The organism is Thermococcus prieurii (genome assembly GCF_054657655.1).
This window is the reverse complement of the sequence record NZ_BAAHYH010000001.1, coordinates 214,555-228,159: the sequence shown is the minus strand read 5'-3', so window position 1 is coordinate 228,159 and position 13,605 is coordinate 214,555. Positions and strand designations below refer to the sequence as shown.

The 13,605-nt window shown below is 50.7% G+C and carries 19 protein-coding genes; 8 read left to right on the top strand and 11 right to left on the bottom strand.

Going from position 1 to position 13,605, the window contains the following annotated elements:
* Nucleotides 1–7 precede the first annotated feature (7 nt).
* From ACYQ04_RS01360 to ACYQ04_RS01345, 4 genes are all read right to left on the bottom strand, one after another.
* Nucleotides 8–688: a hypothetical protein gene (locus ACYQ04_RS01360; RefSeq protein ID WP_460126932.1), complete on the bottom strand. Its 681-nt coding sequence runs from the start codon at nt 686–688 to the stop codon at nt 8–10.
* Nucleotides 685–1,908 carry a hypothetical protein gene (locus tag ACYQ04_RS01355; RefSeq protein ID WP_460126931.1) on the bottom strand — a complete coding sequence of 408 codons (1,224 nt, stop codon included), beginning with the start codon at nt 1,906–1,908 and terminating at the stop codon, nt 685–687. Before ACYQ04_RS01355 ends, ACYQ04_RS01360 begins: the two co-directional genes overlap by 4 nt.
* A complete protein-coding gene (locus tag ACYQ04_RS01350; RefSeq protein ID WP_460126930.1) occupies nt 1,889–3,397 on the bottom strand; it encodes a radical SAM protein in 1,509 nt (502 codons plus the stop codon). Before ACYQ04_RS01350 ends, ACYQ04_RS01355 begins: the two co-directional genes overlap by 20 nt.
* A 344-nt stretch (nt 3,398–3,741) precedes the next feature.
* Nucleotides 3,742–4,410 (bottom strand): hypothetical protein, encoded by a 669-nt coding sequence (locus ACYQ04_RS01345; protein WP_460126929.1) that lies wholly within the window; start codon nt 4,408–4,410, stop codon nt 3,742–3,744.
* 216 nt (nt 4,411–4,626) lie between these two features.
* Between ACYQ04_RS01345 and ACYQ04_RS01340 the strand changes: the two genes are divergently transcribed.
* On the top strand, nt 4,627–4,899 hold the full coding sequence (locus ACYQ04_RS01340) for a hypothetical protein (protein WP_460127250.1): 273 nt from the start codon (nt 4,627–4,629) through the stop codon (nt 4,897–4,899).
* A complete protein-coding gene (locus tag ACYQ04_RS01335) occupies nt 4,874–5,227 on the top strand; it encodes a toxin-antitoxin system TumE family protein (RefSeq protein WP_460126928.1) in 354 nt (117 codons plus the stop codon). The genes ACYQ04_RS01340 and ACYQ04_RS01335 overlap by 26 nt, the downstream gene beginning before the upstream one ends.
* Here ACYQ04_RS01335 and ACYQ04_RS01330 read toward each other — a convergent pair.
* From ACYQ04_RS01330 to ACYQ04_RS01315, 4 genes are read right to left on the bottom strand one after another with little or no spacing between them, the layout of a single operon-like run.
* Entirely contained in the window at nt 5,224–5,787 is a 564-nt protein-coding gene (locus ACYQ04_RS01330) for a nicotinamide-nucleotide adenylyltransferase (protein ID WP_460126927.1), read from the bottom strand. The two genes, ACYQ04_RS01335 and ACYQ04_RS01330, sit on opposite strands and share 4 nt — an antisense overlap.
* A gap of 13 nt (nt 5,788–5,800) precedes the next feature.
* Nucleotides 5,801–6,277 (bottom strand): type II toxin-antitoxin system VapC family toxin, encoded by a 477-nt coding sequence (locus ACYQ04_RS01325; RefSeq protein WP_460126926.1) that lies wholly within the window; start codon nt 6,275–6,277, stop codon nt 5,801–5,803.
* On the bottom strand, nt 6,258–6,458 hold the full coding sequence (locus tag ACYQ04_RS01320; RefSeq protein WP_460126925.1) for a hypothetical protein: 201 nt from the start codon (nt 6,456–6,458) through the stop codon (nt 6,258–6,260). Before ACYQ04_RS01320 ends, ACYQ04_RS01325 begins: the two co-directional genes overlap by 20 nt.
* Before the next feature lie 45 nt (nt 6,459–6,503).
* Complete coding sequence (locus tag ACYQ04_RS01315; protein WP_460127249.1) at nt 6,504–7,274, bottom strand: (R)-S-adenosyl-L-methionine hydrolase; 771 nt, start codon at nt 7,272–7,274, stop codon at nt 6,504–6,506.
* A 49-nt stretch (nt 7,275–7,323) separates the two neighbouring features.
* Here ACYQ04_RS01315 and ACYQ04_RS01310 point away from each other — a divergent pair, with 49 nt between their 5' ends.
* The 3 genes from ACYQ04_RS01310 to pgsA are packed head-to-tail and all read left to right on the top strand — an operon-like array spanning nt 7,324 to nt 10,039.
* Nucleotides 7,324–8,928 (top strand): transglutaminase domain-containing protein, encoded by a 1,605-nt coding sequence (locus tag ACYQ04_RS01310; protein WP_460126924.1) that lies wholly within the window; start codon nt 7,324–7,326, stop codon nt 8,926–8,928.
* Nucleotides 8,928–9,464: a tRNA (cytidine(56)-2'-O)-methyltransferase gene (locus ACYQ04_RS01305; protein WP_460126923.1), complete on the top strand. Its 537-nt coding sequence runs from the start codon at nt 8,928–8,930 to the stop codon at nt 9,462–9,464. Before ACYQ04_RS01310 ends, ACYQ04_RS01305 begins: the two co-directional genes overlap by 1 nt.
* Nucleotides 9,465–9,469: 5 nt before the next feature.
* Nucleotides 9,470–10,039: an archaetidylinositol phosphate synthase gene (gene pgsA / locus ACYQ04_RS01300; RefSeq protein ID WP_460126922.1), complete on the top strand. Its 570-nt coding sequence runs from the start codon at nt 9,470–9,472 to the stop codon at nt 10,037–10,039.
* Between the two features lie 73 nt (nt 10,040–10,112).
* On the opposite strand, the gene ACYQ04_RS01295 is transcribed toward pgsA, so the two are convergent.
* Nucleotides 10,113–10,817 carry a TIGR02253 family HAD-type hydrolase gene (locus ACYQ04_RS01295; protein WP_460127248.1) on the bottom strand — a complete coding sequence of 235 codons (705 nt, stop codon included), beginning with the start codon at nt 10,815–10,817 and terminating at the stop codon, nt 10,113–10,115.
* A 141-nt stretch (nt 10,818–10,958) separates the two neighbouring features.
* On the opposite strand from ACYQ04_RS01295, the gene ACYQ04_RS01290 reads away from it, so the two are divergent.
* A complete protein-coding gene (locus ACYQ04_RS01290; protein ID WP_460126921.1) occupies nt 10,959–11,249 on the top strand; it encodes a hypothetical protein in 291 nt (96 codons plus the stop codon).
* Here the strand turns inward: ACYQ04_RS01290 and ACYQ04_RS01285 are convergent.
* Complete coding sequence (locus tag ACYQ04_RS01285; protein ID WP_460126920.1) at nt 11,230–11,799, bottom strand: ASCH domain-containing protein; 570 nt, start codon at nt 11,797–11,799, stop codon at nt 11,230–11,232. The genes ACYQ04_RS01290 and ACYQ04_RS01285 overlap by 20 nt on opposite strands.
* The gene (locus tag ACYQ04_RS01280) at nt 11,796–12,134 is read right to left on the bottom strand and encodes an ASCH domain-containing protein (RefSeq protein ID WP_460126919.1); all 339 of its coding nucleotides are present in this window, start codon (nt 12,132–12,134) and stop codon (nt 11,796–11,798) included. The genes ACYQ04_RS01285 and ACYQ04_RS01280 overlap by 4 nt, the downstream gene beginning before the upstream one ends.
* A gap of 56 nt (nt 12,135–12,190) precedes the next feature.
* Between ACYQ04_RS01280 and ACYQ04_RS01275 the strand changes: the two genes are divergently transcribed.
* Nucleotides 12,191–12,367 (top strand): class III signal peptide-containing protein, encoded by a 177-nt coding sequence (locus ACYQ04_RS01275; RefSeq protein WP_394346609.1) that lies wholly within the window; start codon nt 12,191–12,193, stop codon nt 12,365–12,367.
* Nucleotides 12,368–12,376: 9 nt separating this feature from the next.
* Nucleotides 12,377–13,594: an A24 family peptidase C-terminal domain-containing protein gene (locus tag ACYQ04_RS01270; protein ID WP_460126918.1), complete on the top strand. Its 1,218-nt coding sequence runs from the start codon at nt 12,377–12,379 to the stop codon at nt 13,592–13,594.
* Nucleotides 13,595–13,605 lie beyond the last annotated feature (11 nt).

Sequence of the window (13,605 nt, the reverse complement as noted above, 5' to 3'; positions counted from 1 at the left end):
AACCACCTCACACCAGCACTATCCTCTCGGCGAGCTCCTCTCCAGAGGTGTGGATGATTAAGTAAGAGATAATTAACGCCCCCGCCGACAGCAGGAGCGATAACACCAGTGCGGTTTCCAGCGAGAGGCCAACTCCGAAGTACTTGGGGATGTACATTGGCCCAAAGAAAGCCACGAAGAAGATTATAGACTTCGCTATATCAAGGTACTTTGACTGAAAGAGGAGCGTTATCAGGATTATGAGGAACGTAAAGCTTAGGAGGGGGGAAATTGAAACCAGAATCCCAAAGAACATTGTTGTTAAGGGTATTGAATTGCCAGCATGCCCGACGAGGAAGCATCCCGCGGCACTCCCCAGTGCAATTCCAGCGATTCCGATAACGAAGCTCGCGAGGGTCTTAAGTAGCATGAGTTGAACGGGGCTAATGGGGAGACCTAGAAGCATCTCATGGATTCCGAGGAGTTTTTCTCTGACAACTGGACCGCTGAAGAAGAGGGAAATCATAACCGCGATTGAAACGCTTGAGATTCCAACGATGGCATCGCTCGTAAGGGGAGTCCAGCTCGTGAAGAGGTAAATCACCGCCACCAACCCGGGAATCCAGATGAGATTGAATCCAACTTGTTTTGCAGTGTACTTAACTTCGTACGTAACTTCCTCAATGAGCCGGGCTAGTGCCAATTTCATTTTCTCACCTCTATGAATTCCTTCCATACTGGGCAAGAGTTTGGAGCGATATTGAGAGATCTAACCACAGTGCGGCACATAGTGCACGCTCCTTTTAGGGAACAATCTCGGCACGGATCTTCCCATAACAACATAACCTTCTGAAGTGCTTTTCGGTTTAATTCTTTCTGGCTATAATTCAATAGATAATATCCTTTACAGGGAGCTATAATCCCATTAGGAAGGTCTATCATAAGATTTCCATATAAACAACTGGCATAGCCATACTCGATGGCATTTATTAAGTTCTCAATTGCTGGATAGTTAACTATGTAGGGATTCACGTATTGCATGTTTAAAAATTTCTCAAGATTCCCAAGAACGTTCTGCCCGCTGAGAGAATAGAAAGCGGGTACTATTGTAACAGTTTTTTGTAAGCTGTTCAATTCTGGTATCTCTGCAGGGGGTTTATCAAGATTCATATACGCCACAAATGTCAGAGTAATATTGAGTTCTTTCATCATTCCCAAGAGTTTCGGGATGTCTTTAAACTCATGCTTGGTAATTATAACAGTCAGTGCAAGCTTTTTGCCCCGTTCTAGAAACATACTCGCGTGTTTAGCAACTTCACTTCTGAATTTCACAATGGAATGCAAAGGCATTATTAATACGGCTATATTAGGATATTTAGACTCTAAAAGCAGTGATAACACATTATTGACTACAGGAGCATCACTAAATAGTTCTCCCCCGCTTAAGGTCACCACCTGTGGCCTAAACACATTTAACAGCTCTGCCAGTTTTTCAGGGTTAATCTTTCTGCTTAGTATATCATTTCTTGCACATCCTAAGCAGGATTCACATGCATGAGATACAACCATAGAATTTCTTATGGGGCATGACTCATATTTGTCGCATGGCGTGTTAAGTACTAAATCAAGCCGCTGTACATGGAAAGTATTTATAAATTGCATCACTTTTTGAAGTTTTGATCCCCTCATGAGATTGTCAATGTAAATATTATCCGAAGAAACAAACCCAAAGTCCCTCAACTTGGCCAGTATAGTATTATGCTTGAGAATATCCTCCTCAAAGACCCCATTTATTAGTTTTTCCAGTACTTTTGCCTGCTCATTGTTTAGGCTCAGTATTTTCCCATTCAGCCAGTCATAAAGTGTTGTTCCATTAGTACCCCTATAGTGATATATCCAAGGATACAGCTTAAAGAACTTCCAAGACATAGATTCCACCCCGTTCATTTAACACTGACAATCTTTTTTCAAAATATTCAGGATTATTCTCATATATTGTGAATGCTGTTTTTAATCCGTCAATCACCCAACGCTTAAAAAGACTGCAGTCCTCTGAATCCATGTATGCAAAGCATCTTGCGCAACTGTGGGCCAGACCACAGTAATTGCATTTATCCATTATTAACTTGGAGTACCTCTGAATTAGTGTTTTTATTGCAGAGAAGTCTAAACCTTTATCTACGTCCCCAATTATAGTGCTGGATGGTGCCCTTTCACATACCTGAATCTTCCCACCGGTGGTTACATACCATTTAAACCCTGGAATACAGGTTGAGGTGAATATTACCGTTGGATTTTTGCGGCTTAACATGTTCCGATAGAACATTAAAGATCCAGGACCACCAAATAAAATTTCAGAAAAGGCTGACTTGTGACCGTTCCGAGAATCATCAAGGAATTTCTTAAAGAGCTCTTGTAACATCTTCTCGTGAGTCTCATAATCTTTCCTCGTAAACTGGAAATAGTATGTAGTTCCCATTGGGCGCACCGGACTTGCAAATACAGGGTGTATGGGAGAGTCTTCATCAAAAAATTTTGCGATATTATGTAAATTTGACTTTGTATCATATGTAATTAAAGCGAAATATTCTTTGTTAGAGCCGTACTCTCTCTGAGCCTTTTTAAGGTTAGATATACCTCTCATCACTAGGTCAAAAGTACCTCTGCCGTTAGCTAGGGTTCTATTCCGATTATGTTCTTCTTGAGGACCGTCTAAACTTATAGCCACATCAAAATCATTTTTGACAAGGAATTCTGCTATTTTTTTAGTTATCAAGGAAGCATTAGTTGTAATTGTGTATCGGAGGGTAAATCCATCAGAATAAGTCTGATTCATATATTCAACACACTTTTCAATAAGTTTAAAGTTAAGAAGAGGTTCTCCCCCATAGAAAGCTATAGTTGGCTCTCTCATTGGATTCAATAACGCTCCCTCCGTTAGATACTCAAAGTACAGGTCAATGGCTTTTATTGCAGTTTCCAGTGTCATATAGGAGTATCCATGGGTTCTAAAGTCCTTGTAATTACCTCCGAACACGCAATACCGACACCTAAAGTTGCAGTTGTTGGTAACCTCTAAGAGCATTTCATAAAGTCCATCTCTCAGAACCATATATTTTAACACATCTTCATCGAGTTCGAAATCACTTAGTTCAAGGAGAGGCCTGTAAAATGCTCCGAAATTAGAGATTAAAGTTTCCAATACAATCCACATTCCCGGATACTCGTTGTCTCTGTCTAACGCCTTTTTAATGTTTGTTAGGGCTTCGAAGGGCGTTGTGCTGTCAAAGAGGATATGTTTGAGTTTTGAGATAACGTCTCGGGGAATCTGAAGCACAATACCCGTTACATCATCGAACAGATATTCAGTACCAGAGTCCGTTTTAAAAAAGATAAAAGAGGGAATAAATTTATTCATGTTCTCACCTCAATGGGACACAGCATATGCCGTTGCACCAGCCATCGCTGTTTGAGAAGTTACAAAAGTCGCAGTTGCTCCGGTTATATAACATACTGCTCCACATCCAAGGGCACACCCTGCTGTACATTCTGCAAAACACAGCCATCCCATGTGGACCACCGTTGTTAGATTGTATTTTAAATATTAAAGTTTTTCTTAAACTAATAGTTGACAATATAGAGTTAGCTATTTTTTAAAAAAAAAGTAACCCACTAAAAGCCCTATTTCAGAAATACTGAAAACGTAAAATTCTACAACTCTCAATAGTTCTCTCAATTTGAGGTTATCAAACATTGAAAGCATCACACCAGCACCATCCTCTCGGCGAGGCGGTCGCCCAGGGACCTCACGATTGAGAGGGATGGAATTAAAATCCCAGCCGAGATGGCAAGGGACAATACGAGGGCGAGCTTCAGGGACAGAACGTTTCCAAAGTATTTCGGGACGTAGAGGGGAACAAAGAACGCCACGAAACCCACGGCAACCTTCACGGCATTGAACCACGCGGACTGGAAGAGGAGCGTTGTTAGAATCACGAAGAAAGTGAAGGTGAAGAGCAGGGGCATTGAAATCAGCAGTCCGGGGAGTATGAGGGTCAACGGAATGTGAGCCCCGCTGTGCCAGGCGAGGAGCAGTCCGACGAAGCTTCCCAGAAGAATCCCGGTTACTTCAATGACGAACCCGGCAAGCGTTTTGAGCAGGAGGAGGCGCGTGGGAGGGAACGGGAGCGAGAGAAGGAGCTCGTGAATGCCCAGGAGCTTCTCCCGAAAAACGGCCCCGCTGAAGAAGAGCGGGAATATTATGGCGAGCGAAACGCTTGCAAGGCCGACGATTGTCCCGCTCGAAACGGGAAACCAGCTGGACAGCCAGTAGATTGTCGCCGTTACCCAGGGAATGGAAATCAGGTTAAGCCCTACCTGCTTCGCGGTGTACTTTACCTCCTCGCGGAGCTGGGCGAGTGTTAAAGCCACAGTCTCACCTGCCCGAAAATATGTCCTGAATTTCACCTTTGCCAATCGTGTTTTGTCAGGGAGAATTAAAAGATTAACCCCATCGGCGGATAAAACAGAGATGGTGAGAGCCTGTCAGAACTCAGAAATCCATTGAAATTAACCTCTTCATGTTGTCTGCTACAACGGGATGACAAGGTATTTATCCAAGAACTGCGAGTTAGGAACGTGGTGGAGATGAGTGAGGTCGTGGTTTCAAAGAGAGACGTGTTGACATACGAGAGATTAAGGGTAATCTCCGAGCTGGCGCCCATACGTGAGAGGGTAAGGGCCTTCGAAAAGAAATACGGGATGACGCTGGGGGAGTTTGAAAGAAAACTTACGGACTCGGAAGAATCCTTCGAGGCCTGGGACGACTACATCGAGTGGAAAGCATACGTCAGGAAGCTTGAGGAGCTGGAGAAGAGGCTGAAGGAGATTGAACATGCCCAGAGAGTTAGAATTGCTTGAGACCAGTCCAGCAGTCAAAAGCTATGAAATTATAGACTACAAAGAAGGGGACAGTTTTTATTTCCTGAAAATCAGGGCAGAGCTGATAGATGGGAGCGTTCTTTACATCCGGGAATTCGTATCGGAGGATGAGTACAACTACTCTTTTCAATGGCAGAAGGACGGAAAGCTTATCGTCCGCTGGGACAACGCTCCACACCATAAGGACGTTGAGACTTTTCCCCACCACAAGCACGTCGGCTCAAAAGACAACGTCCAGCCTTCAAAAGAAATCTCTCTTGAAGACATCCTGAGAGTTATTGAAAAGAAATTAACGGGACAAAACTAAAACTCCGGAATCCTTATCGGCGCCTGGAGCTCCTTTTCGTTCTTCTCGAGGTCCGTCGCGAGCATTCTGATTCTCTCGCAGCCCTTGATTTCCCGAATGAACTCGGCGACGCTCCTCGGCACCAAATCCTCCCATGGCTTCCCCTCGACCATGCGCTTCCTTATCTCCGTCGCCGAGAGGATGTCCTTCCTGAACATCGGCTGAACGATGACCTCGTAGCCCTTCTCGCGGAAGAGCTGTGCAACCAGAGAGTTGCCGGTGAAGACGACGTCGAAGCGGGGCACCATACTAACCACGTAGGTCGCCCAGATGGCGTTGAAGTTTATGTCAGGGAGCGGAATCAGGTAGTAGCGCCGCTCAAAGCCCGCCTCATCCAAAGCCCTTATCAGCATCTCCATCCTCTCGCTCGTCGTGAAGGGGTTCTTGAGCGTGTGGCTGGCCTGGGCGCTTCCGATTCCGATTATGACCTCGTCCACCTGCGAGAAGACGAACTCCAAAGCCTTCATGTGCCCGTTGTGGACGGGCTGGAAACGACCGACGAAGAGACCGCGCTTAACCATGCAACCACCCCGTTCAATCTTTTTGAACAACTCGTTCAGTTTCATTAAACGAATCACCAACGACAATTTTTATTCCCTCACTCTTGGCGGCATCGACGAAATCAGAATCGAGAGTAACCAGAGTTAGGTCATAGAATTTCGCAGTGGCGAGGATTAGGGCATCGTTGGGGAGCAGGCCGTAATTCAGAACGAACTCAAAGGCCCTTTCTTCTATCTCTTCAGTGAGGGGAAGCTCCGAGAAATTGTCCCTGAGATAGAGATATACTTTCTCAAGCTTATCCCGATGTTTTTCAATTTCCTCGGGGTTGCCCCTCAATGTAAGGTAGCTCTTGCCCGTAGCGAGTTTCAGAAAAACAAACAGGACTTCGCTGAAAATTATTGGATTTGTAAACTTTGGGTCGTTTTCAATTGACTGGAGCACTCGCTTGGCAACGGGATTGCCCTTCAGGGCCTCAATGATAACCGACGAATCAACCAAAGAGCTCCTCATAGGCCTCCAACCTCAGCTCCTTGGCACTCTTCTCGCTCTTCACAATGCCAAACACATCATCAAGGGTAACCCTCGGTCCCTTCTTTCCGCCTTCGAACGCCCTAACCAGAGCCTTTATTTCCTGTTCAAACAGTCGTTCCATACCATCTGGAACGCGAACCCGAAGAGTTATCTCACCCATTCTTTTCACCCATATTAAACTCGTTCAATTTACTCAAAACCCTTTCTAAACCAGCCTCACCCTAACCTCGTCTCCAACCTTCAGGCCGAGCCTCTCGCTCGCGCTCCCCTGGTTGACGGCAATCTCGAGGTAGTCGTGGCTTCCGGGCAGGGCGAGCAGTTCTCCGGGCTTCACGTAGCCATAGGCGTCGAGGTAAGGAATCCTCAGCCCGAAGTCGGGGAGCTCAACCGCCTCCGGCCTTCCGTAGTTCTCAAGGTTGAGGATGACGTTGCCAAAGTCGTCCACGTAGATTACCTTCAGAATCCAGAGGTCGCCTTCCTTCTTTGGTTCAACGTCGAGCTTAACGAGGGAATCGAGCGGAATCTCCTCCGCGAACTCCTCTGGAGAAACCCCCTTCTCTATGAGCGCGCCGGCCGGTCCAAAGACGTCCCTGCCGTGGAAGGTAGAGCTTATCCTCCAACCCGTGAACTTTCTAATCTTCTCGAAGTCTATCTCCCAGGCGCGTCTCGGGTTTATGTGCTTGAGCGGGAGAGTAGCTAATCCGTTGTCCGGAACGACGAGCCACTGGTCGCCCTCGATGATTACCGCCCTCCTCTCGGTCCCGACGCCGGGGTCTATAACGCCGACGTGAACCGTTCCTTCGGGGGAGTACTTGACCACCTGCTCCATGACGAAGGAGCCCTCGATTATCGAGTGCCTCGTTACCGCGTGGGTGACGTCGACGAGTTTGGCGTTCGGGTTGATGCGGAGCATCGCGACCTTCATCTCGCCGACGTAGGGACCTTTGAGCCCGAAGTCCGTCGTCAGCGTTATCATTTCCACCACCTAAAGCTTATTAACGGTTCGAGCTTTAAAGGGTTTGGAGATGAAGGTGAAGAGAGGAGCCCTTGTTTTAAGTATCGTCATGATAATCTTCGCATCGGGATGCCTTGTAAGACAGCCCGCCAAGGTAACGTTCTCGATAGACAAAACCGTTGTTCAGCCAGGTGGTACAATCCACCTAATCGTGACGATAAACAACACGGGCAAGGTTGGATTGGTCGGCGCCACGCTTATCCTGGGCAACGACAACTTTCAAATCGTGCAGACCCCAACGTTCCCCTCGGTTCTTAAGGTCGGCCAGTCGGTTCAGCTCATATGGATACTCCGGGCTCCATCTAGGCCCGGCAAGTACTCCCTTCCCGTGTCCCTGGAGCTAAGGGACGAACTGAAGAGAACCTGGACCGGCTTCTACGGTCACTTCATGGTGGTCGTCTCGAAGAGCGGAACGCCCGCGCCGGGCATAAACATCACGGTAAACGCCCCAGACACCGTTAGGGGTGGGGAGAACTTCCCGGTCACCGTTGAGATATCCAACAACTACGATTCGGCCATAACCCTCGTTTCGGTATCGCTCAGGCTACTCCCTGGGATGCGCGTCTTAAGCTCACCGACCGTGCCAACCCAACTCTCCCCACACCAGAACGTCACGCTGACCTACGCCGTCTCCGCCCCGTACGCGTACAGAAGTGGCCTTGCCTCGGTGGTCGTCGAGTACATAGCGGACAACGTGAGGGAGAGCATGGTGAAGAGCTTCAACGTGACGGTTCTGTGGCAGCCGTGGAAGGCCAAGGAAAGCACCTTAAAGGCCGCCTATGGAAAGTACTACGCCTTCGTAACGTCTCGCTACATAGTGGACGCCTACTGGAATGAAAAATTCAAATCGACGTCCCATTTCAACCCCGAGGACCTGAAACCCAAAGCCCTCTCCATAATTCACGGGGCAAAATCCGCATCCGATGCGGGAGTACAGTTGTACGACTGGATTCTGTCGAGCTACTACCTCAACAACTACACGACAACACTGCAGCCGAGCGAGATATTGAACAGAACCGAGATAAGCTACGCTGAGGCTCAGATTCTAATGACCGCCATGCTCCGCTCCCTGAACATACCGGCGAGGGTGGTCAGCCTCTTCAACGGAACGGACTGCACGATTGACCCAATCACCGAGTTCTACACGGGCAGCGGATGGTACGTGGCAGATTTCCGCCACGGCTTCATAGGAACCCTTGACGAGTACCTAGCAAGCCCGTACTTCCCGAGAATTTATCAGCTGGTTACCATCGATGGATACCGCATAGTCGCCCAGGACCCCACTAAGCTGAGGGGACACGAACACGTAGACGTCACCGACCAGTTCCTGAACGATTTAGAGGACAGGCTCACGAACGTCGTCATGAGCAGGTTAAAACCACAACTCCGCTCAAAGCTCGACCTCGTACTCGCGGGAATGCCGCCGTCGGAACAGCTCTATGCCCTCTTCGTATTCGCGTCCGCGCCGAACGAGGCGAGCCTGAACGAAATCTTCGAGACGTGGAGTGTAAAGAGGATACAGGAAAATATAAAAGCCCTCTACGAGTTCTACCACAACCTACCCTGGAGGGACGACTTCACTTACTACTGGAGGGTCTTCACGGGTGAGGTGTGATGATAGCGGTGCTCAGACTCGGCCACAGGCCGGAGAGGGACAAACGAATCACAACGCACGTGGCCCTGACGGCGAGGGCCTTCGGAGCCGACAAAATAATCATCGCCGCCGAGGAAGACGAGCACGTCAGGGAGAGCGTTGAGGACGTCGTGAGGAGGTGGGGAGGACCGTTCGAGATAACCTTCGACCCCAGCTGGAAGAAAATCCTGAGGGAGTGGCGCGAGAGGGGCGTTATAGTCCATCTGACGATGTACGGGGTGCACATAGACGACGCGATGCCGAAGCTTAAGGAGGAGCTGAGGGCTGGAAAGGACTTCCTCATCGTCGTTGGTGCCGAGAAGGTTCCGAGAGACGTTTACGAGCTGGCCCACTACAACGTGGCAGTTGGCAACCAGCCCCACAGCGAGGTGGCGGCTCTCGCTGTTTTCCTCGACAGGCTCCTCGACGGCGAGGGCCTGCGCAGGGAGTTCCAGAACGCGAGGCTCAAAATAATTCCACAGGAGAGGGGGAAGAAGGTAATCCAGCTCGACGGGTGAAGGAAATGGTCCTCAACAGGTATCGAGAGAACGTCAGGGGCTACCTTGAGGCGATAGTAAAGCCCCTCGCAAGGGCCGGACTGACGCCGAACGCGGTTACTGTGATAGGCCTCCTTATAAGTCTCCTCGCGGCTTACCTCTACTACCTCCGCGAGCCGAGGTTAGCAGCTTTAACGCTCCTGATAGGTTCTCTCATTGACGCCCTCGATGGAACGCTGGCGAGGCTGACCGGAAAGACGAGCCGCTTCGGGGCCTTCCTCGACTCGACCTTCGACAGGATAAGCGACGGCGCGGTGCTCTTTGGAATCGCGCTCGGAAGTCTCGCCGACTGGCGCGCTGCCTTCCTGACGTTCATGGGGAGCTACTTGGTGAGCTACGAGCGCTGCAGGGCCGAGCTGGCCGGCTCAGGAAAGCTCGCAGTGGGGATAGCAGAGAGGGCGGAGAGGCTGATAATCCTGATGGTTTTCTCGTTCCTCGGGGCGGAATACGTCAAGTACGGCGTCTACATCGTCGGAATACTCGCGTGGATAACCGTCGTCCAGAGGTTTTACGTCGCCTACCAGAGGCTGAAGTGAAGAAGAGGGGAATGACGAGAATTTCGCTACACGAGGCTCTGCCGATGAAGAGCCCTGCCGTTGCCGACCCCCATCATTTTTCCATCAGGCCCTTCACTATTTCAACGACGTCGCCCAGCTTTGAAACGACGAAGTCGCAGTTGCCCCAAAGTTCTCTCTTCTCGGCCTTCGGGTCGAGGAGGATGCTCGTCATGCCGACGTTCTTGGCACCAACGCAGTCTTTCTTCGGGTTGTCGCCGACGTAGAGGGCCTCCTCCGGCTTTACACCCGCCTTTTCAAGGGCCAGCTGGAAGGGCCTCGGGTGGGGCTTGAAGTAGCCCGCTTCCTCACTGGTGGTTATCGAATCGAAGAGGTCGTAGATTCCGAGTGCTTTTAGGTGGCTCTCGATGTAGTCGTTGTCCGAGTCGGTTATGATTCCCACGTGGAGGCCGAGCGCCTTGAGCGCCTTAATAGTCTCGATGGCATCGGGGAAGAGTTCCCCATAGCGGGCGTGCATCTCAAGGCTGATTTCCCAGAAGTCCTTCGGAACCGAGAAGCCGTAGCGCTCTGCAACGCGTCTTAAAGCTTCCGTATCGACCTCACGGATTTTCCTCGCTTCCTTACCTGCCAGTTCGCTGAAGAGCTTTGAGCTTTCCTCCTCGTAGGCCCTCCAAACGGTTTCGGCGTCAAGGTTGGCGTTGGCCCTCCTGAGAACCTCGCGGATTATGTTGAGGTGCGTCACGTTTTCGCCGTCCTTCGTTATGAGCGTCCCGACGAAGTCGAAGAAGACCGCCTTCATTTTCACCACCGGTTTAGGTTCTCGGCCGGCGTTAAAACGGTTCCCGCCGGGAAGACGAATTTCACCCGAAAATATTTCGAAGGGTTGTAGGTCTGACGGAAAAAGCTGAGAAATGCTTTTATCGTAGGACAACCCCCTTTTATGGCGGAGGTGAAGAAAATCGAGGCGGTACTCCTCGTCTGGGGCGTTAGGGACGAGGTTCTGGAGAAGCTCCCCGTGAACGGGCAGTGGCTCTACGGGGAGTACGACTTCATAGCCAAGGTGGACTTCGCGGACGAGAGGGAGATGGAGGAGTTTGAAAAGGCCCTGAGGAGGTTAATCAACGGAAACACCTTCAAGCTCATGCCTGTCAAGCTTTCAGCCGTTAAGAAGGAAGTCGATGGCGAGGAGACGGTGGCGCTCCTCGAGAGCGTCAAAGCTTCGGCCCCATGATTCCTTTCTTCTTCAGCTCCTCGTAGGCCCTTCTCAGCGCGTCCCTTATAAGGTAGCGCTTGTTCAGGCCGCCAAGCCTGTAGGCCGCTTTCCTCAGGCTTCCAGTTTTGAGGAAAAGCTCTATCAGCTTTCTGTCCTCCTCGGGCAGGTCGAGGTACTTTAACGCCTTCTCGGCTATCTCAACCGGCAGGTTGCCCTCGTAGGCGTAGTCCGAGCTCATCACTGGTTTGTCAAACTTCTCCACGAGGCGGAAGACTATCACGTGGGCCTTGGAATCGTCGTTTACGTACTTGTAGTGCTCCTTCAAAGCCTTAATCAGCTCCTCCCTGCTCGAGAAGCCGTCAAGGAAAGCATCCTCATCGGTGAGCTCCTTCACCGTCTTGCTCTCGACCCTCTCGATTACGGCCTTTCCGAGGGCGTAACCGCCGGCGTGGATTAGGACGGTGTCGCCCTCCATGAGGTTCGGCCTCCTGCCCAGCCTGACGGTTGCCCTCTTCTTCCCCTTCAGTATCGCATCGGCATAGCGACCATCGAACTCGAGGTGCTTCATCGCTCCTCACCGATGAGCTTGAACTTTATGGCTATTACGCCATAGCGGTTCTCCTTCCACTTGGGGTAGAGGTTGTGGAACCTCTTTACGGCCCTCTCGAAGCTCGGCTCGTCGGGGAAGATTTTCTTTATCGGCTCCTGCCGGAGAACCTGGCGAAAGGTCTCGTAGCGCTTGACCTCGGTAACAACGGCCGGAATCGAGTCGTTGAAGATGAGCTTGTCCCCTGGCTGAATCTTTCTCAGCTGGGGGTAAGCGACGCGAACCTCTATCCTCTTCTGGCCGGACTTTATGAAGTCCAGGTACTCGTCCCTGACGAACAGTCTGTGAACCTTCATCTTCGCTCCCGAAAAAAGTTCGGGGAAACTTTTAAAGGCTTTGGGGCGTAACCTTATTGGGAGGGACCATGAGAAGGGCTCAAACTGCGCTGGAGTACCTGTTCATGCTGGCCGCGGTTCTCGTGCTCGTCCTCGTAGCCACGAGGGTCATCTTCAACTCAATGAAAGACCTCAACAGGAACGTCAACAACTACGTTGACAGCGTTAGGAAACAGCTCCTTGAAAACCTGTGAGGTGAAAGTATGGAAACGGTTCCACTTCTGGTTGGGCTAGTTATGGGTTTGGTCACCTCGTACACCGACCTAAAGACCGGTTTCATCTTCGACAACCACGTCTCGGTTTTTTTAGCGCTCATCGGAAAGTTCCTCGGCTGGGATGAGGGTGAGGAAGAGATTTCCCTCCCGAAGTGGCTCGTCAAACTGCCGGTTCCGGCCGTTGAAATCGGAATCCTCTACTATCTTTACAAGGGACTGAGCGAGGGTAGCGTTCTGGTTGCCCTCTCGGGAATAATAGCCCTGGTCGTTGGGTTGATTCTCGGTCTGCTCCTCTTCTACATCGGGGCATGGGCGAGCGGCGACGCAGTTATACTGGCCGGCTTCTCCGCGCTCCTGCCATACCCCCCAGATACGGCCAAGATAACCGCCCCCTACTACGTCCACTACCCTCTCTACCCAATAGCAATCCTCCTCAACGGCCTCATCGCAGTGTTCCCGTTCATCTTCATCTACGCCTTCGGCGTTATAATCGTGAGAAAGCGCTTCTCCGAGCTCAGGGAGATATTCGTCTCGGGAGCGGGCCTCACCGTGGAGCTGTCCCTCTGGATTATGGGCGCCTTCGGCGTCCGGGTACTCCTCGAGAAAGGTCTCGGTCTCTCACTGAACCCCGTCATCGGCTGGCTCCTCGCGATAGCTCTCATAACGGTCTTCGGCATGCTGAGAAAGGTCGGGGACGTTGTTGGAGCGCTCGTCCTGGCGTATCTCGTCTACCTCTCACCGGAGAGCTCTCTCTTAGCATTCCTGAGGCTCCTCGCGTTCCTCTACGCCTTCAAGGTGTTTCTGGCACTCGTCAAGTTCATAAGGCGTGAGGTGCTCGTGGAGGAGGTGCCGGTTGAGGAGCTCAGGGAGTGGGACATACTTGGAGAAACCATCTTCGAGAAGGACGGAGAAATCGGACGCGACAGGACGGACCCCTTCGAGAGGTTCAAAGTCGCGCTCCTGAAGGTGGACCTTTCGCTCCTCAAACCGGACTACGGGAGGGTTATAGCATCACCAACGGCCGAGGGACTCACGAAGGAGCAGATTGAGGAACTCAAACGACTCGTGGAGGAGGGAAAGCTGGAGAACAGGTTTTTAAGGAAGAAGGCGATGCCCTTCGCCCCGGCGATATTCCTCGGCTTCCTGATAAGCTACTTCATCGGCGACATCTTCTGGTGGCTCGAGCTCAAGCTGATGGGCCTCTAAAGTTTTAAGGC

Coding starts and splice junctions, on each gene's coding strand:
- ACYQ04_RS01285 (WP_460126920.1), bottom strand. CDS start 11,799: ATGAAGCACCTCGAGTTCGATGGTCGCTATGCCGATGCGATACTGAAG.
- pgsA (WP_460126922.1), top strand. CDS start 9,470: ATGGTCCTCAACAGGTATCGAGAGAACGTCAGGGGCTACCTTGAGGCG.
- ACYQ04_RS01305 (WP_460126923.1), top strand. CDS start 8,928: ATGATAGCGGTGCTCAGACTCGGCCACAGGCCGGAGAGGGACAAACGA.
- ACYQ04_RS01280 (WP_460126919.1), bottom strand. CDS start 12,134: ATGAAGGTTCACAGACTGTTCGTCAGGGACGAGTACCTGGACTTCATA.
- ACYQ04_RS01360 (WP_460126932.1), bottom strand. CDS start 688: ATGAAATTGGCACTAGCCCGGCTCATTGAGGAAGTTACGTACGAAGTT.
- ACYQ04_RS01290 (WP_460126921.1), top strand. CDS start 10,959: ATGGCGGAGGTGAAGAAAATCGAGGCGGTACTCCTCGTCTGGGGCGTT.
- ACYQ04_RS01330 (WP_460126927.1), bottom strand. CDS start 5,787: ATGGTTAAGCGCGGTCTCTTCGTCGGTCGTTTCCAGCCCGTCCACAAC.
- ACYQ04_RS01350 (WP_460126930.1), bottom strand. CDS start 3,397: ATGAATAAATTTATTCCCTCTTTTATCTTTTTTAAAACGGACTCTGGT.
- ACYQ04_RS01335 (WP_460126928.1), top strand. CDS start 4,874: ATGCCCAGAGAGTTAGAATTGCTTGAGACCAGTCCAGCAGTCAAAAGC.
- ACYQ04_RS01340 (WP_460127250.1), top strand. CDS start 4,627: ATGAGTGAGGTCGTGGTTTCAAAGAGAGACGTGTTGACATACGAGAGA.
- ACYQ04_RS01325 (WP_460126926.1), bottom strand. CDS start 6,277: ATGAGGAGCTCTTTGGTTGATTCGTCGGTTATCATTGAGGCCCTGAAG.
- ACYQ04_RS01315 (WP_460127249.1), bottom strand. CDS start 7,274: ATGATAACGCTGACGACGGACTTCGGGCTCAAAGGTCCCTACGTCGGC.
- ACYQ04_RS01320 (WP_460126925.1), bottom strand. CDS start 6,458: ATGGGTGAGATAACTCTTCGGGTTCGCGTTCCAGATGGTATGGAACGA.
- ACYQ04_RS01295 (WP_460127248.1), bottom strand. CDS start 10,817: ATGAAGGCGGTCTTCTTCGACTTCGTCGGGACGCTCATAACGAAGGAC.
- ACYQ04_RS01355 (WP_460126931.1), bottom strand. CDS start 1,908: ATGTCTTGGAAGTTCTTTAAGCTGTATCCTTGGATATATCACTATAGG.
- ACYQ04_RS01270 (WP_460126918.1), top strand. CDS start 12,377: ATGGAAACGGTTCCACTTCTGGTTGGGCTAGTTATGGGTTTGGTCACC.
- ACYQ04_RS01310 (WP_460126924.1), top strand. CDS start 7,324: ATGAAGGTGAAGAGAGGAGCCCTTGTTTTAAGTATCGTCATGATAATC.